Origin of the sequence: Ensifer adhaerens, assembly GCF_002007205.1 — a bacterium.
In the GTDB taxonomy this organism is placed as follows: Bacteria; Pseudomonadota; Alphaproteobacteria; order Rhizobiales; family Rhizobiaceae; genus Ensifer; species Ensifer adhaerens_D.
The window spans coordinates 345,709-366,698 of record NZ_LAZS01000006.1 but is presented as its reverse complement, the minus strand read 5'-3'; the positions used below and the strand labels follow the sequence as shown (position 1 = coordinate 366,698).

The 20,990-nt window shown below is 63.7% G+C and carries 24 protein-coding genes and 1 tRNA gene; 17 read left to right on the top strand and 8 right to left on the bottom strand.

Features of this window, described 5'->3' with window-relative positions; genetic code table 11:
- The first annotated feature begins 56 nt into the window (after positions 1-56).
- The 3 genes from XB14_RS14430 (at position 57) to XB14_RS14425 (ending at position 2,018) form a co-directional block, all read left to right on the top strand.
- Positions 57-404, top strand: a complete 348-nt coding sequence (locus XB14_RS14430; protein ID WP_025426006.1) for a RidA family protein — start codon at positions 57-59, stop codon at positions 402-404.
- A gap of 175 nt (positions 405-579) precedes the next feature.
- Positions 580-750, top strand: a complete 171-nt coding sequence (locus tag XB14_RS33250) for a hypothetical protein (RefSeq protein ID WP_179119593.1) — start codon at positions 580-582, stop codon at positions 748-750.
- A gap of 122 nt (positions 751-872) precedes the next feature.
- Complete coding sequence (locus XB14_RS14425) at positions 873-2,018, top strand: AI-2E family transporter (RefSeq protein WP_234804045.1); 1,146 nt, start codon at positions 873-875, stop codon at positions 2,016-2,018.
- A 10-nt stretch (positions 2,019-2,028) separates the two neighbouring features.
- On the opposite strand, the gene XB14_RS14420 is transcribed toward XB14_RS14425, so the two are convergent.
- Positions 2,029-2,826: a response regulator gene (locus XB14_RS14420; RefSeq protein ID WP_077962288.1), complete on the bottom strand. Its 798-nt coding sequence runs from the start codon at positions 2,824-2,826 to the stop codon at positions 2,029-2,031.
- Between the two features lie 188 nt (positions 2,827-3,014).
- Here XB14_RS14420 and XB14_RS14415 point away from each other — a divergent pair, with 188 nt between their 5' ends.
- On the top strand, positions 3,015-3,233 hold the full coding sequence (locus XB14_RS14415) for a NepR family anti-sigma factor (RefSeq protein WP_077962287.1): 219 nt from the start codon (positions 3,015-3,017) through the stop codon (positions 3,231-3,233).
- A gap of 48 nt (positions 3,234-3,281) precedes the next feature.
- Here XB14_RS14415 and XB14_RS14410 read toward each other — a convergent pair whose 3' ends face one another.
- Positions 3,282-3,530, bottom strand: a complete 249-nt coding sequence (locus XB14_RS14410; RefSeq protein ID WP_034800856.1) for a glycine zipper domain-containing protein — start codon at positions 3,528-3,530, stop codon at positions 3,282-3,284.
- Positions 3,531-4,042: 512 nt separating this feature from the next.
- Between XB14_RS14410 and XB14_RS14405 the strand changes: the two genes are divergently transcribed.
- Both XB14_RS14405 and XB14_RS14400 read left to right on the top strand, forming a co-directional pair.
- Positions 4,043-4,366 (top strand): hypothetical protein, encoded by a 324-nt coding sequence (locus XB14_RS14405; RefSeq protein WP_077962286.1) that lies wholly within the window; start codon positions 4,043-4,045, stop codon positions 4,364-4,366.
- A gap of 45 nt (positions 4,367-4,411) precedes the next feature.
- Positions 4,412-4,609: a CsbD family protein gene (locus XB14_RS14400; protein ID WP_077962285.1), complete on the top strand. Its 198-nt coding sequence runs from the start codon at positions 4,412-4,414 to the stop codon at positions 4,607-4,609.
- Positions 4,610-4,711: 102 nt separating this feature from the next.
- Here XB14_RS14400 and XB14_RS14395 read toward each other — a convergent pair whose 3' ends face one another.
- The gene (locus XB14_RS14395) at positions 4,712-4,906 is read right to left on the bottom strand and encodes a hypothetical protein (protein ID WP_077962284.1); all 195 of its coding nucleotides are present in this window, start codon (positions 4,904-4,906) and stop codon (positions 4,712-4,714) included.
- Between the two features lie 227 nt (positions 4,907-5,133).
- Between XB14_RS14395 and XB14_RS14390 the strand changes: the two genes are divergently transcribed.
- The 3 genes from XB14_RS14390 (at position 5,134) to XB14_RS14380 (ending at position 7,276) form a co-directional block, all read left to right on the top strand.
- Entirely contained in the window at positions 5,134-5,298 is a 165-nt protein-coding gene (locus XB14_RS14390) for a DUF1328 domain-containing protein (RefSeq protein WP_034800864.1), read from the top strand.
- A 156-nt stretch (positions 5,299-5,454) separates the two neighbouring features.
- Positions 5,455-5,958, top strand: coding sequence for a TIGR00645 family protein (locus XB14_RS14385; protein WP_077962283.1), 504 nt, complete (start codon positions 5,455-5,457; stop codon positions 5,956-5,958).
- 64 nt (positions 5,959-6,022) lie between these two features.
- Positions 6,023-7,276: an NAD(P)/FAD-dependent oxidoreductase gene (locus tag XB14_RS14380; RefSeq protein ID WP_077962282.1), complete on the top strand. Its 1,254-nt coding sequence runs from the start codon at positions 6,023-6,025 to the stop codon at positions 7,274-7,276.
- 73 nt (positions 7,277-7,349) lie between these two features.
- Here the strand turns inward: XB14_RS14380 and XB14_RS14375 are convergent, their stop codons facing one another.
- Entirely contained in the window at positions 7,350-8,102 is a 753-nt protein-coding gene (locus tag XB14_RS14375) for an SDR family NAD(P)-dependent oxidoreductase (protein ID WP_077962281.1), read from the bottom strand.
- Between the two features lie 92 nt (positions 8,103-8,194).
- On the opposite strand from XB14_RS14375, the gene XB14_RS14370 reads away from it, so the two are divergent.
- On the top strand, positions 8,195-8,812 hold the full coding sequence (locus XB14_RS14370; protein WP_077962280.1) for a TetR/AcrR family transcriptional regulator: 618 nt from the start codon (positions 8,195-8,197) through the stop codon (positions 8,810-8,812).
- A 110-nt stretch (positions 8,813-8,922) separates the two neighbouring features.
- On the opposite strand, the gene XB14_RS14365 is transcribed toward XB14_RS14370, so the two are convergent.
- Positions 8,923-9,339 (bottom strand): hypothetical protein, encoded by a 417-nt coding sequence (locus XB14_RS14365; protein ID WP_077962279.1) that lies wholly within the window; start codon positions 9,337-9,339, stop codon positions 8,923-8,925.
- Between the two features lie 250 nt (positions 9,340-9,589).
- On the opposite strand from XB14_RS14365, the gene XB14_RS14360 reads away from it, so the two are divergent.
- Entirely contained in the window at positions 9,590-10,729 is a 1,140-nt protein-coding gene (locus XB14_RS14360) for a fumarylacetoacetate hydrolase family protein (protein ID WP_077962278.1), read from the top strand.
- 30 nt (positions 10,730-10,759) lie between these two features.
- Here XB14_RS14360 and XB14_RS14355 read toward each other — a convergent pair whose 3' ends face one another.
- Together XB14_RS14355 and XB14_RS14350 are read right to left on the bottom strand one after the other, a co-directional pair.
- Complete coding sequence (locus tag XB14_RS14355; protein WP_077962277.1) at positions 10,760-11,002, bottom strand: hypothetical protein; 243 nt, start codon at positions 11,000-11,002, stop codon at positions 10,760-10,762.
- Between the two features lie 283 nt (positions 11,003-11,285).
- Positions 11,286-11,359, bottom strand: a tRNA-Gln gene (locus XB14_RS14350).
- A gap of 388 nt (positions 11,360-11,747) precedes the next feature.
- Here XB14_RS14350 and XB14_RS14345 point away from each other — a divergent pair.
- The 4 genes from XB14_RS14345 (at position 11,748) to XB14_RS14330 (ending at position 16,512) form a co-directional block, all read left to right on the top strand.
- Positions 11,748-13,340, top strand: coding sequence for a Ppx/GppA phosphatase family protein (locus tag XB14_RS14345; RefSeq protein WP_077962276.1), 1,593 nt, complete (start codon positions 11,748-11,750; stop codon positions 13,338-13,340).
- Positions 13,337-14,074, top strand: a complete 738-nt coding sequence (locus XB14_RS14340; RefSeq protein ID WP_077962275.1) for an RlmE family RNA methyltransferase — start codon at positions 13,337-13,339, stop codon at positions 14,072-14,074. The genes XB14_RS14345 and XB14_RS14340 overlap by 4 nt, the downstream gene beginning before the upstream one ends.
- A gap of 1 nt (position 14,075) precedes the next feature.
- On the top strand, positions 14,076-14,456 hold the full coding sequence (locus XB14_RS14335) for a VOC family protein (protein ID WP_077962274.1): 381 nt from the start codon (positions 14,076-14,078) through the stop codon (positions 14,454-14,456).
- Between the two features lie 289 nt (positions 14,457-14,745).
- Entirely contained in the window at positions 14,746-16,512 is a 1,767-nt protein-coding gene (locus tag XB14_RS14330) for a peptidoglycan D,D-transpeptidase FtsI family protein (protein ID WP_179119591.1), read from the top strand.
- A gap of 147 nt (positions 16,513-16,659) precedes the next feature.
- Here the strand turns inward: XB14_RS14330 and XB14_RS14325 are convergent, their stop codons facing one another.
- Positions 16,660-18,069 carry a DHA2 family efflux MFS transporter permease subunit gene (locus tag XB14_RS14325; RefSeq protein WP_077962273.1) on the bottom strand — a complete coding sequence of 470 codons (1,410 nt, stop codon included), beginning with the start codon at positions 18,067-18,069 and terminating at the stop codon, positions 16,660-16,662.
- A 187-nt stretch (positions 18,070-18,256) separates the two neighbouring features.
- Here XB14_RS14325 and XB14_RS14320 point away from each other — a divergent pair, with 187 nt between their 5' ends.
- Both XB14_RS14320 and guaB read left to right on the top strand, forming a co-directional pair.
- A complete protein-coding gene (locus tag XB14_RS14320) occupies positions 18,257-19,243 on the top strand; it encodes an MBL fold metallo-hydrolase (RefSeq protein WP_143348381.1) in 987 nt (328 codons plus the stop codon).
- 203 nt (positions 19,244-19,446) lie between these two features.
- Positions 19,447-20,949: an IMP dehydrogenase gene (guaB, locus tag XB14_RS14315; protein WP_077962272.1), complete on the top strand. Its 1,503-nt coding sequence runs from the start codon at positions 19,447-19,449 to the stop codon at positions 20,947-20,949.
- Positions 20,950-20,990 lie beyond the last annotated feature (41 nt).

Genomic DNA, 20,990 nt, shown 5'->3' with positions numbered 1-20,990 from the left:
GCGGGCAGCCGCTTTTTGGCCGGACGACCGTTCGGCCCAACCTCAGGAACACGTTCATGGAAATCAAGCGTTTCGAAACCGGCCCCCGTATGAGCCAGGCCGTGGTCTACAACAACACCGTTTACCTCGCCGGCCAGGTCGGCAATGCCGGTGACGATGTCGTGACGCAGACGAAGCAGGCGCTTGCCGAAGTCGACCGTCTTCTGGCGCTCGCCGGCACCGACAAGACCCGCATCCTCTCGGCCACCATCTGGCTCGCCGACATGGCTGACTTCCCGAAGATGAACTCGGTCTGGGACGCCTGGGCACCGCAGGGCAACACCCCGGCGCGCGCCACCGGCGAAGCCAAGCTCGCGACCCCGGAATACCTCGTCGAGGTCATCGTCGTCGCCGCTGCCGCCTAAGGCCGGCGCCACGAGTTTTTCCGTTGCTTACTTCAACGCCGCCGGACCTGGTCGTCCGGCGGCGTTTTCATTTCGCATTTGAGCTCCCTGCGCGGAACCAAACGGCGCTTGGGCCGTTAATTGTCCGATCCAAATAAAATGGCCAAAACCGGCCGCCACGATTGGGAGGACTGTTATGCTTTACTGGCTGCCCCGGGTCTGCGTCCTTCTTCTGGCGGGTGTCATGATCGGTTTCGGTCTCGTTCCCTACACCGCCGCAGGTGTCGCCCATACCTTGCTCGTCATCATCCTGGGTCTCGGCCTCTTGTCGCTGACGCTGCACATCTTCCCGCCGGAACACCACTGACCGTGCATGATCATCCACGCGATGCGCCGCAAGCCGGACCGGAGCAGACGGCAGGGCGGCCTGACTTGCTAAAAGGAAACACGGACGAAACGCACGCGGCCCTTTCTGAAGGGAAGCGGGGCGTGATCGCGGCTACGCTAAAGCGGGCCAGTGTCGCCCAGCAGCGCAAGCGCGCAAGGCGGATCGTCGAGGAGGAGGCGGCGGTCGCGACGGCAGCGCCATCGTCCACACCGCGGCGTGACGGCATCGACCTCATGGTCGCCTGGAGCATCATCGGCCTCTTTGCCATTGCCGCATGCGCGGCGATCTACGCCATGGAAACGATCCTTCTGCCGATCACGTTTGCGATCGTCGTCGGCGTCGTGCTCGGCCGAACGGCCGACGGACTGGCACGCTATGGTCTGCCGCCGATTTTCGGGGGGCTGCTGCTGGCGATGATTTTCGTCACCGGGCTGTCATGGCTCGTCAACGCGTTGCTCGGTCCCCTGACGGCGCTCGCCTCCGAGGCGCCGAAACTCGCTGAAAGCGTGGTGGCCCGCGTCATGCCGTTTATCGAGCGGTATGAGTGGTTACGGCTGGCGGTCGCGCGCAGCGTCGGCAATGACGCGATCGCCGACTCCGTCATGAAGAATGCCGGCCCGATGCTCGCCGCCACCGCAGCCGGGCTGACGCCCGCCCTGGTGCAGACGCTGATTTTTCTGGCGGCGCTCGGCCTGTTCCTGCTCGGGCGGCTGCAACTGCGCAAGGCGGTCATCCTTGCCTTTGGCAGCCGTGAGCGGCGGCTCAGCGCCATTCGCATCATGAACGGCATCGAGGACGCGTTGGCGCGATACTTCTCGATCGCCAGCCTGATCTATCTGGCGCTCGGAACCATGACCATGATCATTGCGCTCGTTGGCGGGCTCGCCATGCCCCCGCTCTGGGGGTTGTTCGCCTTCGTCTCGAGCTTCATTCCCTATCTCGGCGTGACGGTCATGACCTTCAGCCTGCTCGTGGGCGGGCTGATGACGCATGAGGTCCTGTGGCTGGCCCTGGCGCCGGCTATTGCCTTCTTCGTCGTCCACCTGGCGATGGAGAACCTCGCCATTCCGGCCATCCTCGGCAACGAGCTGGAAGTCAACCCGTTCCTGGTGTTCATCGCCATCGTCTTCTGGACCTGGATGTGGGGTGCGGTCGGCGCCATGCTGGCGCTGCCGCTCTCCCTCATCGTTCTTGCCATCGTCGAGGAAATCAGCGAGCAGCCGCCGGAACGCCAGCTACCCGGATAGCTGTGCCTGCCTAGCGGCGGGCCGAGCGCGCGTGCTCGTCGAAGAACAGCGCCTGGCTGATCAGCGCTTTCACCATGTCCGGATTGAAAGGCTTGGTCACGAGGAAGGCCGGTTCCGGCCGTTTGCCGGTCAGGAGCCGCTCGGGGAAGGCGGTGATGAAGATCACCGGCACGGCAGCCTGCGTGAGGATCTCGTTGACGGCATCGATCCCCGAACTGCCGTCGGCAAGCTGGATGTCGGCCAGAACCATCTTCGGAGAGGTCTTGCGGTAGAGATCTAGCGCCTCGCCATGGGTACGCGCAATCCCCGTGACGCGGTGGCCGAGACTTGTCACCATGTCCTCGATATCGAGCGCGATCAGCGGCTCGTCCTCGATGATCAGGACGTCGGTTGCGACCTGGCGCGAAATGTCCTCCGACGCGAGCGTCAGCAGCTTCGAAAATTCGGCCTGGCTCTGGCCCATGACCTCGGCCGCATCGGCGATCGAGAAGCCTTCGACCGAGACGAGCAGAAAGGCCTGGCGCGGGGCCGGCGCGATCAGCGAGAGATTGGCGGCCGCCTGCTGCTCCCATGCGAACGGCGAGGCGTTTTCGCCGCGATCGATCGAGACCTTCTCGAACTGCGAGCAGAACAGCTTGTAGAGGCTGATCCGGTCGTTCGAGGCCTCTGGAAAGAGGCTGATATCCTCGATCAGGGCCTCGAGAACAGCGGCCACATAACCGTCGCCTGCGGCCTGCGAGCCGGTAACGGCCCGCGCGTAGCGGCGCAGAAAGGGCAGGTGTGGCGCAATCCGGGTCGAAAGTGACATCAACGACTTCCTTACGTGCAATGCGATTCGTTTGATTTCTGAGGATAGGGGGTATGGGGCGGAATAGATGGATGTTTTGAACACGTTTTTCGGCTTAGAGCAAATGGGGGACGTGTTCGAAACGGTGTGCCGGCGATTTCGCAAGGGCAGCAAAAGCCGTGAAGGACTAAGCGGTGGTGGGACGCAGCATGGATGAAGAAACCGGAAAGCACGGCGGCGTAGGCCAACAGCGCGGAGGCACTGCCGAAGCGCTCGATTTCGGCGGCTCGATCGGCGCCAGCTTGAAGGCGCTCTATCGGTCGCTGGAGCAGGAGCCCGTCCCGGAACTCTTTCTCAATCTTCTTGAAAAACTGGATCAAGCGGAAGCTGCGGCCGAAGGCTCGTCGAAGGGGCGAGGTCCGCTCTGAGGGAAGGAAGGAAACGGGCGGTTGCCCGTTTCCTCATAGATTGGCCGATCAGCAGGCGGCTTCGTAGCGGCGGCCGTAACGGTCGCGATAGATGCAGCGGCCCGGTTCGTTGGCGTTGCCGATGAGCGCACCGGCGACGCCGCCGATGGCCGCGCCCACGGCCGCACCCCTGACGTTGCCCGTCGCCGCACCGCCGACGATGGCACCGCCGGTTGCGCCGATCGCGGCGCCCTTTTCTGTCTGCGTGCATGCCGCGAGGGGGAGGATCAGGCTTGCTACGATAAGTATCTTCTTCATGACGCGTTCCTATCCGAAGGTTGCTTTGTTGAACTGAGAATCAATTTTCGGTGAAATCGATTTGCCCGCGACTGGTGACGAACAGAATGACGACAATGAGGCATAGCCCTTGCCCGATGCCATGCGATCCTGATCGATCTTCGATGTTACCTTAACCAGCTTCAGCGCTCGCATCGAGCGAGCCCCTGTGGTGTGTCCTTGCCTGGCGAGTATCTCCTCCGTCGCTCGGCCGCGGTCGCAGCGCTTGTTATCGTTGCGAAAACGACAACGGGGCGTTTTTGTTCCATCGCCTGAGAGGTTGGCGTCTCATGGCGGCTGCGGTTGTGCGTTGTGGATGCCCGCCAAACGCTTCCGACGAACGCAGGTTCCCGACCGATCTACATCTGCAGGTGGGCGGCGCAAACGCGCAAGCCGGCACCAAGGTTCCAGGAAATATTTCGCGTCCGCTCGCGGAACCTCAGGTCATGCATTGCCGTTTGCAGTTGGAGTTTGACTGAAGAGGGAGCATGCGAATGGAACACATTGCCGCCATCATGGTCCTGGTCGGCTGCATGCAGACGACAGAGGCCTGCCGCGAAGTCCCGGCGCCGACTGTGGCTTTCGAGACCGCAGACGAATGTCGCGAACTGCTCTCGCCCGCGATCGAGGCGACGGCTGAGACCTTCAAGCATGCCTATGGTGCCTGTGCGGAAGTCGATCCGGCCCTGTTCGTGGAAGACGCGATCATCGAGTGGCAGGTGACGGCACCCGGCCGGCTGCATGTCGAGGTCAAGGTCGATGATGGCAGCTACGCCGTTGCTGCGCGTCATGACAGCGGCGCCAAGGCTCGCAACTGATTTCACGGTTGCCCAAGGCGACCGCATCTACGGAAAGGGTATCAAATGAACTGGGACATTGTTGAAGGCAAATGGCACGAGCTGAAGGGTAAGGTCCAGGCGCAATGGGGCAAGCTGACCAATGACGACCTCGACGTCATCGATGGCCGCAGGGAAGAACTCGCCGGCCGGATCCAGGCGCGATATGGCGTTGCGCAGGATGAAGCGGAGCGGCAGATCGAAGACTGGATGTCCCGCCGCTAGACGGCTCACGGAAGGAAGGTCTTCCTTCCGTCAATGGCGATACCAAAAAACAAAAGCCGCGTGGCATGTGCCCGCGGCTTTTGTCTGCAATGCACATTGCGCTTACTTCTTCTTTGCCATCGCCTCGCGCTTGCGAAGCTCTTCAAGCAGAGACTGGAGCTTGGCGCTTTGTTCTTCGCCGTCGGTGTATAGGTCGCGCATCGTCTTCCCGATATGAAGATTTCTATCGGAGAGATGCGTCCGCTCCCGTCCGGCCTCAACCGCCGTTTTCCAGATATGTGCTGTCGGCATCTTCATTTCGACCCTGCGTGTTGCATGGATGGAGAACGTCAGAGTATTGCGAAGGTTCCGGGCATTTCCGGTGCAAACCGTGCCGATTTGGGACTCTTTCGTCTTTCATCGTAAACAAAATACTAATGTCGAGCGGAGCTCTGGATTTCTACGCTGCGGTTTTTGATCGATAACTGGAACAAAGTGAAAGTTCTGGCGTTTGCATTGCAGTGATTTAAGCAAGGAGAATTGCTATGCTATACTACGCGCTTGTCTTCCTCGTTGTGGCAATCATAGCGGGTGTACTTGGGTTTGGGGGTATTGCCGGGACGTCCGCGGGCATCGCGCAGATCCTCTTCTTCCTGTTCCTGGTCTTCCTGGTGATTTCGCTCGTCGCTGGCCTGGTGCGCCGCGGCTGACCGGACCCTATTTGAGTTGATAGGCATAAACAGGAAACGGGCGGCGTCACAGCCGCCCTCGGTGTGTTTGGTGGCAGGATCGTCTTGCTTGCCCTTGCTGGCCCGCTTGGCTATTGATGCCGCAATTGTCGTTTTCGCCCCGGGGTATCGAACATCATGAAATCGCTGGAACTGCTCGTCGAGCGGATCATCCTGTCCAGCCGCTGGCTTCTCGTCATCTTCTACCTAGGCCTGGTCGCGGCACTTGCCCTCTACGGCATCTCGTTCGCCTTCAAGCTGCTGAAGATCGCCAGCATGGTGTTCGTCTATGACGATGCCCAGATGATTCTGGCAATGCTCGGCCTGATCGATGCAGCGCTCGTGGCCAGCCTGATCGTGATGGTGATGATTTCCGGTTACGAGAACTTCGTCAGCCGCTTCGACGAGGGCGATGCGGAGGTCTCCTTCCTCGGCAAGCTCGATTCCGGTAGCCTGAAGATCAAGGTTGCGTCGTCGATCGTGGCCATTTCCTCGATCCACCTGCTGCAGATCTTCTTAAACGCGCAGCAATATTCGAGCGAGCAGTTGATGTGGGCGACGATCATACATCTTGCCTTTGTCGTCTCGGCCTTACTGCTCGGCTATCTCGAGCAGATCATGAATGCGCTGAAGAAGAAGTGATATTGGTGCCGCGGCTTCACGCAAAGCCGCGGTTTGTCTTGATCGAGCAATGGGGCAGCCTGAGATGAAGACTGACGTAGTGGTTCTGGGCGCCGGCATCGTAGGCATTTCCACCGCCATCCATCTCGCCCGCCGCGGCAAGTCGGTGGTGCTACTCGACCGCCGCGGTCCCGGCGAGGAAACCTCCTACGGTAACGCCGGCCTGATCCAGCGCGAAGGCGTCTTTCCCTATGGCTTCCCGCATGATTTCGGCGCGCTCTTTCGCTATGCGCTCAACAACACCATCGACGCCCATTACCATTTCCGCGCCCTTCCGGGCCTGGTGCCGTTCCTCGCGCGCTACTGGTGGCACTCCGGTTTTACCCAGCACCGACGCATCGCCCAGCTCTATGCGCCGCTGATCGAGCACTCGATCACCGAGCACCAGGATCTGATCGAGGCCTCCGGCGCCGGCGATCTCATCCGCAAGGACGGCTGGATGAAGGTGTTCCGCACGGAGAAGGAACGCGACGCTGCCTACAAGGAGGCGGAAAAGCTTTCCGCCGGCTTCGGCGTCAACCACCAGAAGCTTTCGACGAGCGAACTGAAGACGCTGGAACCCTCGATCAAGGCCGATCTCGTCGGCGGTCTGCGCTGGAGCGATCCCTGGTCGATCCGCGATCCGCACAGCCTCAACAAGGCCTATCTCGCCTACTTCCAGTCGCTGGGCGGCCGGCTCGTTTCCGGCGATGCGGCGACGACGGAACATATTCTTGAAGGCCCCGGTTGGCGCGTCGCCACCCCGGAGGGCCCGCTGGAGACCCGCGAAGTGGTTGTGGCGCTCGGCCCCTGGGCCGACACGGTCACCCGCAAGCTCGGCTATCATTTCCCGCTTGCGGTCAAGCGCGGCTACCACATGCACTACGGCACTGAGGAGGGCGCGCAGCTCAACAACTGGGTACTTGATGCCGAGAAGGGCTATTTCCTGGCGCCGATGCTGCGTGGCATCCGTTTGACGACCGGTGCGGAATTTGCGTGGCGCGACGCGCCGAAAACGCCGGTGCAGCTGACGCGGGCCGAGCGGGTGGCGCGCGAATTCTTCCCGCTTGCCGAACGCCGCGACGAAGAGCCGTGGATGGGCGCGCGCCCCTGCACGCCGGACATGATGCCGCTTATCGGCAAGGCGCCGCGCCACGAGGGCCTGTGGTTTGCCTTCGGCCACGCGCATCACGGCATGACGCTCGGGCCGGTGACCGGCCGGGCTTTGGCGGAAGCAATGACCGGAGAAAAGACGGTCATCGATATCGCGCCCTACCGGCCGGAGCGCTTCCTGGCCTGACGAGGTCCGCAGCCGTCGCATCACGAAAGAACAAGGCCGAAAGCTGTGTTTCCGGCCCTGTTTTTTTGCTTGATCAGGCGTTGGTGCCGCCGTCGATGGTGAACTCGGCGCCCGTCACGCTGCGCCCGTCAGGCCCCGCAAGCCACGCGACGACGCCCGCCACATCGCCCGCCTCGTTGAAACGGGGGATCGCCATCAGGCCGCGCTGGGGATCCGCGAGTTCGCCGTTGGCGGGGTTCATGTCCGTGTCCGTGGAGCCCGGATGGACGATGTTGACGGTAATGCCCTTCGGCCCGAGATCGCGCGCCACCGCCTTGGTGAAACCGATCAGCGCGCTCTTGCTCAGCACATAGAGGCTCATGCCCGGCCAGGGCACGCGGGCGGCGAGATTGCTGCCGATCGAGATGACGCGTCCGCCCTCGGGCATATGCGCGGCTGCCGCCCGGGTCGCCAGGAACACTGCCTTTACATTGACGTCGATCGTTCGGTCGAAATCGTCGGAGGTCACTTCGTTCACCGTTCCGGCGTCGAAGACGCCGGCATTGTTGACGAGAATGTCGATGCGGCCGTGTTTATCCGCGACCGTCTTGACGGCAGCCTCGACCGCCCCCGGATCGCGGTTGTCCGCCTTTATCGCCAGCGCGCTGCCGCCATCCCTCTTGATCTCTGCCACCAGTGCCTCGGCCTTTTCTTTCGACTGGCTGTAGGTCACCGCAACCGTCGCGCCGTCGGCCGCCAGCCGCTTTGCGATTGCCGCGCCGATGCCGCGGCTGCCGCCTGTCACCAGGGCCACCTTGTCCTTCAAATTCGTCACTGGTTTCTCCATATTTGTAGTGATTGATACATATATGGAGAAACAACTTGCCACCTGCTGTCAAGCGATTTATGTATTGATTGATACAAAAAGGATCAGCCACGATGAGCCGCGGGCGGCCACGCAACTTCTCCAGGGACGAAGCGCTTGCGAGCGCCATGCAGCTCTTCTGGGACAAAGGCTATGACAACACCTCGCTCTCCGATCTCACCCGGGCCATGGGGCTGAACCCGCCGAGCCTCTACGCGGCTTTCGGCAGCAAGGCCGAGCTCTTCATCGAGGCCGTGGACCTCTATGGCCGCACCGATGGCGCCGGCATCTGGGATGAGCTTGAAACCGTTCCGACGGCAAAGGCGGCAGTGCACGACCTTTTGCGGCGTACCGCCGAGAATTTTACCCGGCGTGGCGAGCCGAGAGGCTGCATGGTGGTCCTGTCGGCACCGCAAATGGCAGGTGGGGATCCGGAGGTCTGCGGCGCCCTGAAACGGCGTCGGCTGGAGAAGCAGACAGCGCTCGAGCGGCGTTTCGAGCGCGCGGTCGATGAAGGCGACATGCCTGCGGGCGTCGATTGCGCGGCGATCGCCGCCTATGTCGCCTCGCTGCAGCACGGCATGTCGATAGGCGCGCGCGACGGCGCCACACGGGAGACCTTGCTCGCGATCGCCGACTGCGCCGCCGGCGGCTGGGATACGATGATCGCAGCAACCGTCCGGCCGCACTGACCGGACGCTCGACGGAACCCGCTGCTTCGTCGCTCGCGATGCGTCACGAAAATGGGAAGGTCGGAAGGCCGGAGCGAAGCTCCGGCCCACTGGAACGACACTCGCTCCGTTTACTGCGCCGGCTGCGTCATGCCGGGCGTCGTGCCCGGAGTTGAATTCGGGGCGGAACCCTGCGTCTCAGGAGCCTGCGGTGTCGCTTCGGGTGCCGGCTGGGTCGTGGTCCCACCGGCGGGAGCCGTGCCCGTGTCTGCGGGCGCCGTGGTCGTGCCGGTCGCCGGCTGGTCAGTGGTCGCCGGCGGCGCTGCCGTGTCGGCTGTGTCGCGGCTGAGTTCGGCCGGCAGCCAGGCGATCAGCGCCAGCACCAGGCCGGCGAGCAGGATGATGACGATCGGCCAGTTGCTGCGCCCCGATCGGGCGGGAGGCGGCACGTCGCTCATCTGCGTTTGCGTCTGCGGCAAGGGCTGCCCGGTCACCGGATCGATCACGGGCTTTTCCTTGAACTCTTCGTGCTGGTTCATTGCGTTCATCCTTTTCCTGGCGTCCTCCTGGCCTCGATGCGACTGCTCCTGAACCTTCCCGGCAGTCGAGGCACCGGATTTCGCGCCGTCGCGACAACGTGCGACAAGGGCGCCCGGAGGGCGCGTGGCATAAGCATAAACGTATGAGGATTTGCAATGTTCCGGCCGCTGCAACCCTGGGGAAGCCCGAGCGCCGCCGCCGGCTTTACAGCCCCGCCTTCCGCTGCAAGAAATAGGCGCTTACGGGAGGATGGAAGGCATGACCGATCCGGCATTTCGCACTGGCACCTTTGTCGGCCGTGTCTGGCGGCCGGATGTCGCGGGGCCGTCGCTTGTCGTCCTGCGGGACGGCGCGCTCTACGACATCACCTCCAGGGTGACGCCGACCATGCGCGACCTGCTCGAACTTTCGGATCCGGTTCATCATGCCCGCGCCGCACCGGGTGAACACCTCCTCTCGCTTGAGGATATCCATGCGCAAGAGACGGATCCGGCGCATATCCATCTCATCGCGCCCTGCGACCTCCAGGCGGTGAAGGCCTGCGGCGTCACCTTCGCCCGCTCCATGATCGAGCGGGTGATCGAGGAGCGGGCGGCGGGCGATGCGTCCCGCGCCGAAGCGATCCGCGCCCGTGTCACCGATGTCTTTGGCGACAGCCTGCGGAACCTGAAGCCGGGCTCGCCGGAAGCAGCCCGCGTCAAGGCCGCGCTGGTCGAGGAGGGCGTCTGGTCGCAATATCTGGAAGTCGGCATCGGCCCGGACGCGGAAGTCTTCACCAAGGCGCAAGCGCTCTCGGCGGTTGGCCCGGGCGCCGATGTCGGCCTGCACCCGGCCTCGCGCTGGAACAATCCGGAGCCGGAGATCGTGCTTGCGGTTGCATCGGACGGCCAGGTGAGGGGTGCCACCCTCGGCAACGACGTCAACCTGCGCGACATCGAGGGGCGCTCGGCGCTGCTTCTCGGCAAGGCCAAGGACAACAACGCCTCCTGCGCCATCGGCCCCTTCATCCGGCTCTTCGACGAAAGCTACACGATCGACGACGTCCGCCGGGCCGAGCTCAGCCTGTTGGTCGAAGGCGAAGACGGCTACCGGCTGGCAGGCCGCAGTTCGATGGCCGAAATCAGCCGCGATCCGCTCGATCTCGTCGCCCAGACGATCGGCCCGCATCATCAGTATCCCGATGGTCTGATGTTGTTCTTGGGTACGCTCTTTGCGCCCGTCGAGGACCGCGACGAACCGGGCCAGGGCTTCACCCACAAGCTCGGCGACAAGGTGACGATCACCAATGTCGAACTCGGCTCGCTGACCAATACCGTCAGGCTTTCGACGGAATGTGCGCCCTGGAGTTTTGGCGCGGCTGCGCTGATGCGCAACCTTGCGGGGAGGGGACTGCTCTAGAAATGTTCGCTTGCCGGCGGCACGCGTCCGCTAAGTCATGTCTCTCATGACCCAAAGGGATCGGCCTGCATGGGCGATATCAGCGACTGCCTGAAGGCGGGCGTCCTCCTTCAGCCGTTCCGCTTCGGCGGTGTCGAGGCTCAGAACCCGTCGATCGGTCTCGTTTGCGTTGGGCGTGATCCACCAGCGCCGCCCTTCCCGGCACAGCCCGGCTTCCGGATGTTCCTGGAAGTACTCGATCGCATATGCCGCATCCGCTTTTGTCTCAAGCATCGGCCTGTCTCCGCCTGATCGATTGTGGGCAGCGACGATTATGCGCCTCTCGAAGGGATCTGAATATCCGCAAACACGGAAGCGGCAGTCTTTATGGCCGTATTGTAGCTGATTTTACCGCCGGGAGGCCATCGTGGCCGGTTGGGCAACGGAAATCTCGCCCGGACGAATCGCTTGCCGGTTCGACCATCTGGATCGTCAGGCAGAACATCGTATTGGCAGCTGCCCGGCGGCGCGTGTTCCGCATATCGCTGGGGTTTTTATCGAAACTTGCCGAGAGAATTGGCTGGGGAACCTGGATTCGAACCAGGACTAACGGAGTCAGAGTCCGCTGGTCTACCGTTAACCTATTCCCCAAGGTCGCTGTCGGGCGCTGCCCGTCGCGTCGGTTGGCGGGCTTATAAACAAAAGCGCGGCCAATGCAAATACCTTTTGGCAAAAAAATGCGATCTCGTTGTGGCGGCCGGGCTTTATGCACCGGTTTGCGGATTTCATTGCTGTGAGGCGGGGGGGCTGTGGGGCGGAGGCTGTGAGGCGGGACCGCGGCGAGTCGGCGAGGGTGGGCTCGGCGGGGAGGCGGGGAACGTGATAGGCGAAGGTGCGGCGCCTGTCGCCTTAGCCCTTGGCGGCGCTGTCAAAAACAGTTTGGCGATTGGGGCTGGCGCTGGTACAGTCGCGCCAACGAAAAATCGAGAGAGCGCCTTGAGCGGCCTTAAGGGCTTGCGCGGCGCCATGGTTGAAACAAGTGAAAGACCCCGATCACGGCGATAAGCCGTCCGAATCCGGGGCGTCGGCAGCAGGCCGCGGTGATGGATCGAAGCTCGGTCCGCGCAACGGCAAGGGCAAGCGCAAACGACGCAAGTCGTCTGCTTCGCCGTCTGCAATTGCCAGCCAGCCCGGCGCAGCCGGCCAGGCAGGGCGTCCCGCAGGAGCGAACGAACCGGAGCAGGCGCACAAGCGCAAGCGGCGGCGGCGTTCGAAATCAGCAAAACAGCAGGCTCAGGCCGGATCCGCAGCGCAGGGCGGCGTTCAGGTCGTCGATCCGTCTCTTGGCGAACGCAAGGGCCACAAGCGCAGCAAGAAGGCCAGGCATCGCCGCGGGCTTCAGGGACGTCCGCTCACCAGCGGCGAACGCCAGTCTGCGCCGCAGCGCGTCGCCGATGGCGGCGGCCATGCACGGCAGGCTTCTCCCGCCGGCGGTAGCCAGGCGGCTGGGCAGCCACGGCCGGGCAACCGCTCCGAACGCGAACAGCCGCGCGCGCCCTATGTCGCCGCCAGCGAGCCGCCGGCGCCGCTCTATGCGGCACTCGACCTCGGCACCAACAATTGCCGTCTGCTGATCGCGCAGCCGACGCGTCCCGGCCAGTTCCGAGTGGTTGATGCCTTCTCGCGCATCGTTCGCCTGGGCGAAGGGCTCGGCGCCAGCGGCCGGCTGTCGGACGAGGCGATGGAGCGCGCCGTCGAGGCACTGAGGGTCTGCGCCTTGAAGCTCGGCGCCCGCACGATCCGCCGTAGTCGCCTGATCGCGACCGAGGCCGCGCGTGCCGCTGAAAACGGCGAAAGCTTCCTTCAGCGGGTTGCGAGCGAAACCGGTCTCGAACTCGAAATCATCAACCGCGAAACCGAGGCCCGGCTTGCCGTCTCCGGCTGCTCGTCGCTGGTCGACCGCGAGACTCGCTCGGTCGTGCTCTTCGATATCGGCGGTGGTTCGTCCGAGATCGCCGTCATCCGCATCGGTGATTCGCGCTCGAACCGGCTCGCCAACCACATCACCCACTGGACCTCGCTGCCGGTCGGCGTCGTCACGCTGTCGGAGCGCCATGGCGGCCAGCACGTGACGCCGACAAGCTTCGAGGCGATGGTGCAGGAAGTGGAAGGCATGCTTTCCCGCTTCGACAGCCCGCCTGTCGAAGCTCTGGCGAACGGCACGTCCGGCAGTGGTTTCCACCTGATCGGCACCTCAGGCACGGTGACGACCCTTGCCGGCGTACATCTCGACCTGCCGCGCTATGATCGCCGCCGTGTCGATGGCCTGTGGCTGACCGACGATGAAGTCTCGGCCATGCAGGCGCGGCTTCTCTCCTGGGATTTCGACGCGCGCGCCGCCAATCCCTGCATCGGCCCGGATCGCGCCGATCTGGTGCTTGCTGGCTGCGCCATCCTCGAAGCGATCCGCCGGCGCTGGCCGTCGACGCGCATGCGCGTTGCCGATCGTGGCCTGCGTGAAGGCCTGCTCACCGATATGATGGCGGACGACGGTGCCTGGCGCCGCTCGCGGCCGCGCCGCCACCTGCGTGGCTCCAACGCCTCCGGCAGCCAGGAAGGAAACAAGCCATGACGAAACCCCCTGTTGGCGGCAATCGCAGCGGCCGCAAGCTTGGCCAGAAGGTGAAGAAGGGCAAGCTCAAGGCATCCTCCCGCCGCTGGATCGAGCGTCACATCAACGATCCCTATGTGCAGCGTGCGCAGCTCGAGGGCTACCGCGCCCGCGCGGCGTTCAAGCTTCTTGAGATCGACGAGAAGCACAAGATTCTCAACGGCGCGCGCCGCATCATCGACTTGGGCGCTGCCCCCGGAAGCTGGTCGCAGATCGCCGCCAAGGTCACCAATTCGACTGACGCCGACCCGCGGGTCGCGGCCATCGACTTCCTTGAGGTCGACCCCCTCCCGGGCGTGCGCATCCTGCAGATGGACTTTCTTGATCCTGAGGCGCCGGGCAAGCTGATGGAAGCGATCGGGGGGACGCCCGACCTGGTGATTTCGGACATGGCGGCGCCGACGACCGGCCACCGCCAGACCGATCACCTGCGCACCATGCATCTTTGCGAGGTTGCTGCCTACTTTGCCGTCGACGTGCTTGCCGAGGGCGGTCACTTCCTGGCGAAGACCTTCCAGGGCGGCACCGAGCGTGACCTGCTCAACATGCTCAAGCAGAATTTCCGCCAGGTCATCCACGTGAAGCCGGCCTCGTCGCGCGCCGAATCGGTCGAGATGTTCCTGCTCGCCAAGGGCTTCAAGGGACGTCAGAAGGCCGGCAGCGAGACGGAAACCGAAGACGAGGCGGCCGAGTAACATGCTGCTTTACGTCACCGTCGGCAGTAACGATCTGACACGCGCCGGCGCGTTCTATGATGCGGTAATGCCGGCGCTCGGCTACTATCGGCAGCGGCAGGATGAGACCGAGATCGGCTATGGTGCTGAGGGCGACCGCATCCGCTTCTGGGTGGTGACGCCCTTCGACCGCGCTCCCGCCACCTATGGCAATGGCGTGAGCATCGCGCTTGCAGCCGAGACGCGCGCCGCTGTCGACGCTTTTCATGCGGCAGCCCTTGCCCATGGCGGTACGGACGAGGGTGCGCCGGGCCTGCGCCCGTTTCACGCAAGTTTTTATGGTGCCTGGGTTCGCGATCACGACGGCAACAAGATCGCCGCCGTCTGCGAGCGGCCGGAGTAACTGCCCTCGCGGGCGCCGAGTTTCCAGCGATTTCCTGATGATGAAGGACGGGGCCGGGTCGGCCTGTGCCGATCGGCCGCACCTTTGATCGCCTTCCGAAACCCCGTCCCCCCAAAAGACGGCGCATCGTGGTTAATCGGCCATTAACCAGTTGGGTGCAACTCTGGTGGTACTCTCTGGTCCATTAGGACCTCCTAAGGTTTTAAATTCCACCGAGCGCTGGCTGCCGATCGACGATTGGCGACGGGTCGAGCACGTGCTCGGTTGGCCTGCATGTGGAAGTACCTTTATGTCGATGATTTCGCTTGCCGTTCGGCTCAGAAGCCGGGCGCATTTTTCTGTAAAGAGGAATGGTGCCGGCAAGCCGGGGGTCATCATCGGCACCAGCGCCGGCCGCCGGAACCAGGCGCGGCAGCGCGTGGGAATCTTGATCGCCGGTTTTGCCGTCGTCTTCCTCGTGGTCGGCGGGCGTCTCGTGCAATATGGTTTTGCCGAACCGGCCGATACTGCATCGATCGGTGGCAGCGGCCATGTCATCGCCTCGCGGCCCGATATCGTCGACCGCAACGGCCACCTGCTGGCGACCGATCTCAACACGATGTCGCTCTATGCGGAGCCGCGCAAGATCGTCGACGCCGACGAGGTCGTGGAGAAGCTCGCGACGGTGATCCCCAATCTCGACTGGCGCGACACGCACCGCAAGCTTCAGTCCGGTTCGGCGTTCCAGTGGCTGCGGCGCCAGCTCACCCCGAAGCAGCAGTCCGACATTCTGGCGCTCGGCATTCCCGGCATCGGTTTCCGCCCGGAAAAGCGTCGTTTCTATCCCGGCGGTGTCACCGCTTCGCACATTCTCGGTCACGTCAATGTCGACAATCAGGGGCTGGCGGGCATAGAGCGCTATCTCGACCAGCAGGGCTTTGCCGATCTGCGGGCGGTCGGCCTCACCAGCAATGCCTCGCTCGAGCCCGTGCGGCTGTCGATCGATCTGCGCGTGCAGAACATCGTGCGCGAGGTGGTGGCGAACGCGATGACCGCCTACGAGGCCGAAGCGGCCGGCGCGGTGGTTCTCGATGCCGAAACCGGCGAGGTGCTCGCCATGGCGTCCGTGCCTGACTACGATCCGAACGAACCCTCGCGAACCTTGCCCGGCGGCGGCGTCGACAAGGAGTACGAGAAGGGCTGGTTCAACCGGATGAGCAATGCCACCTTCGAAATGGGCTCGACCTTCAAGAGCTTCACGCTGGCGATGGGGCTGGATGCGGGCAAGGTCAACCTGAATTCGGTGGTCGACGCCTCGCGGCCGATCCGCATGGGCGGCTTCACCATCAAGGACTTCAAGGGCAAGAACCGGCCGCTGTCGATCCCCGAGGTGTTCCAGTTCTCCTCCAACATAGGCACGGCAGCGGTCGCCGATATGGTCGGGATCGAGGGCCATCAGCAGTTCCTGACGAAACTGGGCCTGCTGTCGAAAATGCAAACCGAAATGCCGGGGGTCGCCATCCCGACCCAGCCGCGCACCTGGAAGAAGATCAACTCGGTGACGATTTCCTTCGGGCACGGCGTGGCGACCACGCCTCTGCAGACGGCCGTCGCCGCCGCGGCGCTGATGAATGGCGGTCACCTGCTCCCGCCGACCTTCCTGCCGCGCACGCCGGAGGAAACGAAGTTCGTTTCTCAACGCGTGATCAAGGAAACGACCAGCGCCGACATGCGCTTCCTCTACAACTGGAACGGCGTGAAGGGTTCCGGCAGGCGAGCGCAGGTGGAAGGCTTCCATGTCGGCGGCAAGACCGGCACGGCCGACAAGGTCATCAACGGCAAGTATGCCAAGGACATCAACTTCAACGCCTTCCTTGCCGCCTTCCCGATGGACAAGCCCAAATACATCGTGCTCTCGATCATCGATGCGCCGAAAACCGGAGAAAACGGCGGGCGGACGGCCGCCGCCAATGCCGCCCCGATGGTCAAGGCGATCATCGGTCGCGCAGCCCCCCTACTCGGGGTGAAGCCGCGGTTCGGGGATCTGGGCGCCGAACAGTGGCTGGCCAACTACTGAGCTAGTCGTGCAAGGGTGCGCGGCTGTCTTGCGCCGCCGCCGCGCGACATATCAGAAGGTGAAAGAGCGCGACGCGCCCCGGGCGTCTTCGAGCCACGGAAGCTCTTCGAACGGCGCGCCGCGGCGGGCAGGAGCTGCCCGCGCGAACTACTTGCCCGCCGCCGTCTCGACTTCGCGCGCCGGCAGCCGGTGCCCCGATACGGACGATCCGGCATTCTTCGCCATGGTGAGGAACGGGATCGCCGCGATCAGATTGGCGCCGGCGATGATCATGAAGGCCATGTGGAAATCGTCGAGCTGCAGCGGCCCGCCGCTGAGCTTGGTCTCGATCTCGAGGATTGCGCCGGCGACCGCGACGCCGAGGGCAAGGCTGATCTGCTGCAGCACCGCGCTCATCGAGGTCGCCTTGCTGGCGTCGGCATCGTCGATATCGGCGAAGGACAGCGCGTTGACGCTGGTGAAGAAGAACGACCGCGCGAAGCCGGCGATCAGCAGAATGGTGATCAGCACCAGATAGGGCGTCTCCGGGGTGAAGAAGCCGTTGGCAAACGTGGTGATCGCCGCAATGATGGCGGCGATGATCAGCGTGGTTCGGAAGCCGGCAAAGGCGAGCACGCGCCGGGCATAGAACTTGGTGGTGATGGCGCCGACGGCGCCGATGAAGGTGATGAGGCCCGACTGGAACGGGTTGAGCCCGAAGCCCACCTGCAGCATCAGCGGCATCAGGAAAGGAACGGCGCCGACCGAAATGCGGAAGATCGTGCCGCCGATCGAGGCGGCGCGAAAGGCGTTGTCGCGGAAGAGCTTGAGGTCGAGAACCGGGGCCGGATGCCGCCGCGCATGGCGGATGTAGAGCAGCGCCGATACGAGGCCGATCGATACCGAGGCGATGCCGACGATGGGGGGCAGCGCCGGCAGGCTGATCACCGACAGGCCGAAGACGATGCCGGAGGCAGCGATACCGCCGAGCAGGAAGCCGATAGCGTCGACCGGCGGCGGGTTGAGCGGCTCCATCTTCGGCAGGTAGATGCCGGAGAGGATATAGCCGGCGATGCCGACGGGCACGTTGATCAGGAAGATCCAGTGCCAGGAGAAATAGGTGGTGATGAAGCCGCCGAGCGGCGGTCCGGCGAGCGGCCCGACGAGCGCCGGGATCGTCAGCAGCGCCATGGCCGAGACGAGTTCGCTGCGCGGCGTGCCGCGCACCAGCACGAGGCGGGCGACCGGCGTCATCATCGCTCCGCCCATGCCCTGCAGGAAGCGCGAGAAGACGAAGGCGAGCAGGCTGTTCGACATGGCACAGAGAACAGAGCCGGCAATGAAGACCAGGATCGCGGCGCGAAAAATCTTCTTGGCGCCGAAGCGGTCGGCCATCCAGCCGCTCAAGGGGATGAAGATCGCCAGCGCCACCATGTAAGCGGTCAGCGCCAGCTTCAGCGTAATCGGCCCGACGCCGATGTCGCGGGCGATCGCCGGCAGCGACGTGGAAATCACGGTCGAATCCATCTGCTCCATGAAAAGAGCGACGGCGAGGATCATCGGGACGATACGGTTCATGAATCGATGCTTCGGACGGTCGGCGATAGGCAGAAGCTAATAGTGCCGGTGATGGCTTTTGTCGGGGCGAAACCGGTGATTGCGGATCAAAAGCCTGTGATCCCGACTGGCCTTTGCTGTCAAGACGCTAGTTCTGGCCCAGTTGCCTGTCCCGGCAACGGATCCAACAGGGAAAAGGGATTGGACCATGAGTGAGATGTCGATGAAGCGTCGGACCTTGATGGGGGCGGGCACGCTTGGCGTGCTTGCGGCGCCGTCGCTGCTGACGGGCGTTGCGGTGGCCCAGGAAAAAATGGAAAACAGCGAAATGATAAACGCTCCCCCGATCCGATCTCTCAAGCTTGGCGCCTTCAAGGTCATCGCCATCAATGACGGCACGCGCGTCAGCGACAAGCCGCACGAGACCTACGGCACCAACCAGCCGCAGCAGGCGGTGGCCGACCTGCTGCAGCAGAATTTTTTGCCGACGGATGTCCTGCTCAACAGCTATTCGCCTGTCCTCGTCGATACCGGATCGGACCTCGTGCTCTTCGACACGGGCATGGGTGAGGGCGGTCGCGAAGCTGGCGCTGGCCGTCTGCTCGACGGCATCCGCGCCGCCGGCTATTCGCCGGAACAGGTGTCCGTTGTCGTGGTGACCCATATGCATGGCGATCACATCGGCGGCCTCATGGAGGCCGGTCAGCCGGCTTTCGCCAATGCCCGCTTTGTGATGGGCGAAGTCGAATACGCCTTCTGGAAGGATCCGGCGCGCGCCGGAACGCCGGCGGAAAACGGCCACAAGGCCGTGCTGGAAAAGGTCGTGCCACTGGCGGAAAAGACCACCTTCATCGGCGACGGCGCCGCGGTCGTGCCCGGCATATCAGCCATTGCCGCCTTCGGCCATTCGCCGGGGCACATGGTATTTCGTCTGGATTCCGACGGCAAGGCGCTGATGCTGACGGCCGATACCGCCAACCATTATGTGCTGTCGCTGCAGCGCCCCGACTGGGAAGTGCGCTTCGACATGGACAAGGCGAAGGCCGCGGAAACGCGCCGTCGGGTGTTCGACATGATCGCCAGCGAACGGTTGCCCTTCATCGGCTACCACATGCCGTTTCCGGCCGTCGGTTTCGTCGAGAAGCAGGGCGAGGGTTACCGCTTCGTGCCCGTCAGCTACCAGCTCGATATCTGAACGGTTCCCGGTCCAATCGTGCGAAAATGCTGCTCTGCAACAAATATCGGCCGAAGGCGGGACATTTCCCGGCTTTGGCTATTTTCATCCTGACATATCCGTGTTACGAGCCCTCGCCAACTTCCAAGACACGCTTTGAAGTCGCCCGGTGGACAAATCGCAGCCCGTCCCCGGGGGTTTTCGCTATTTGAAGGGAATTGGCCATGGCGCGCATCATCGAAACGGCAACTGGTCTGGAGGCTCTGACCTTCGACGACGTCCTGCTCCTGCCCGGACATTCCGAAGTCATGCCGGGTCAGACCAATATCGCGACCACCATCGCGCAGGACATCGACCTCAACCTGCCGATCCTCTCTTCCGCAATGGACACGGTCACCGAAGGGCGCCTCGCGATTGCCATGGCACAGGCCGGCGGCATCGGCGTCATCCACCGCAACCTGACGCCGGCCGAGCAGGCCGAAGAGGTTCGCCAGGTCAAGAAGTTCGAAAGCGGCATGGTCGTCAATCCGGTGACGATCGGCCCCGACGCCAAGCTCGCCGATGCGCTGGGCCTGATGAAGCAGCACGGCATCTCCGGCATTCCGGTTGTTGAAAACGGCGGCGCCGGTGGCCAGAAGCAGGGCCGCCTCGTTGGCATTCTCACCAACCGCGACGTCCGCTTCGCCTCGGATCCGAACCAGAAGATCCACGAGCTGATGACCCATGAGAACCTCGTCACGGTCAAGGAAAGCGTCGACCAGCAGGAGGCCAAGCGCCTGCTGCACGCCCATCGCATCGAGAAGCTGCTCGTCGTCGATGGCGACGGCCGTTGCGTCGGTCTCATCACCGTCAAGGACATCGAAAAGGCGCAGCTGAACCCGAACGCCTCGAAGGATGCGCAGGGCCGCCTTCGCGCCGCCGCCGCCATCTCGGTCGGCGATGACGGCTTCGAACGTGCCGAGCGGCTGATCGATGCCGGCGTCGACCTGATCGTCGTCGATACCGCTCACGGCCATTCGCAGCGCGTTCTCGATGCCGTCGCCCGCGTCAAGAAGCTCTCGAACTCGGTTCGCATCATGGCCGGCAACGTTGCCACCGCCGCCGGCACCAAGGCGCTGATCGATGCCGGCGCGGATGCGGTCAAGGTCGGTATCGGTCCGGGCTCGATCTGCACCACCCGCATCGTCGCCGGCGTCGGCGTGCCGCAGCTGGCCGCGATCATGGGCGCCGTCGAAGCCGCACAGGCGGCCGGCATTCCCGTGATCGCCGATGGTGGCATCAAGTTCTCCGGCGACCTTGCCAAGGCGATCGCTGCCGGCGCGTCGGCCGTCATGATCGGCTCGCTGCTCGCGGGCACCGACGAAAGCCCGGGCGAAGTATTCCTTTACCAGGGCCGCTCGTTCAAGGCCTATCGCGGCATGGGCTCCGTCGGCGCCATGGCCCGCGGCTCGGCAGACCGCTACTTCCAGGCGGAAGTGCGCGACACCCTGAAGCTGGTTCCCGAGGGCATCGAAGGCCAGGTTCCCTACAAGGGGCCGGTTGCGGGCGTGCTGCACCAGCTCGCCGGCGGCCTCAAGGCCTCCATGGGCTATGTCGGCGGCCCGACGATCAAGGAATACCAGGAGCGCGCCCAGTTCGTGCGCATCTCCGGCGCGGGCTTGCGTGAAAGCCACGCCCATGACGTGACGATCACCCGCGAAAGCCCGAACTATCCGGGCGCGCACTGATCGCGCTTGCATTTCGAAGGGCGCCGCGTGATCTCGCGGCG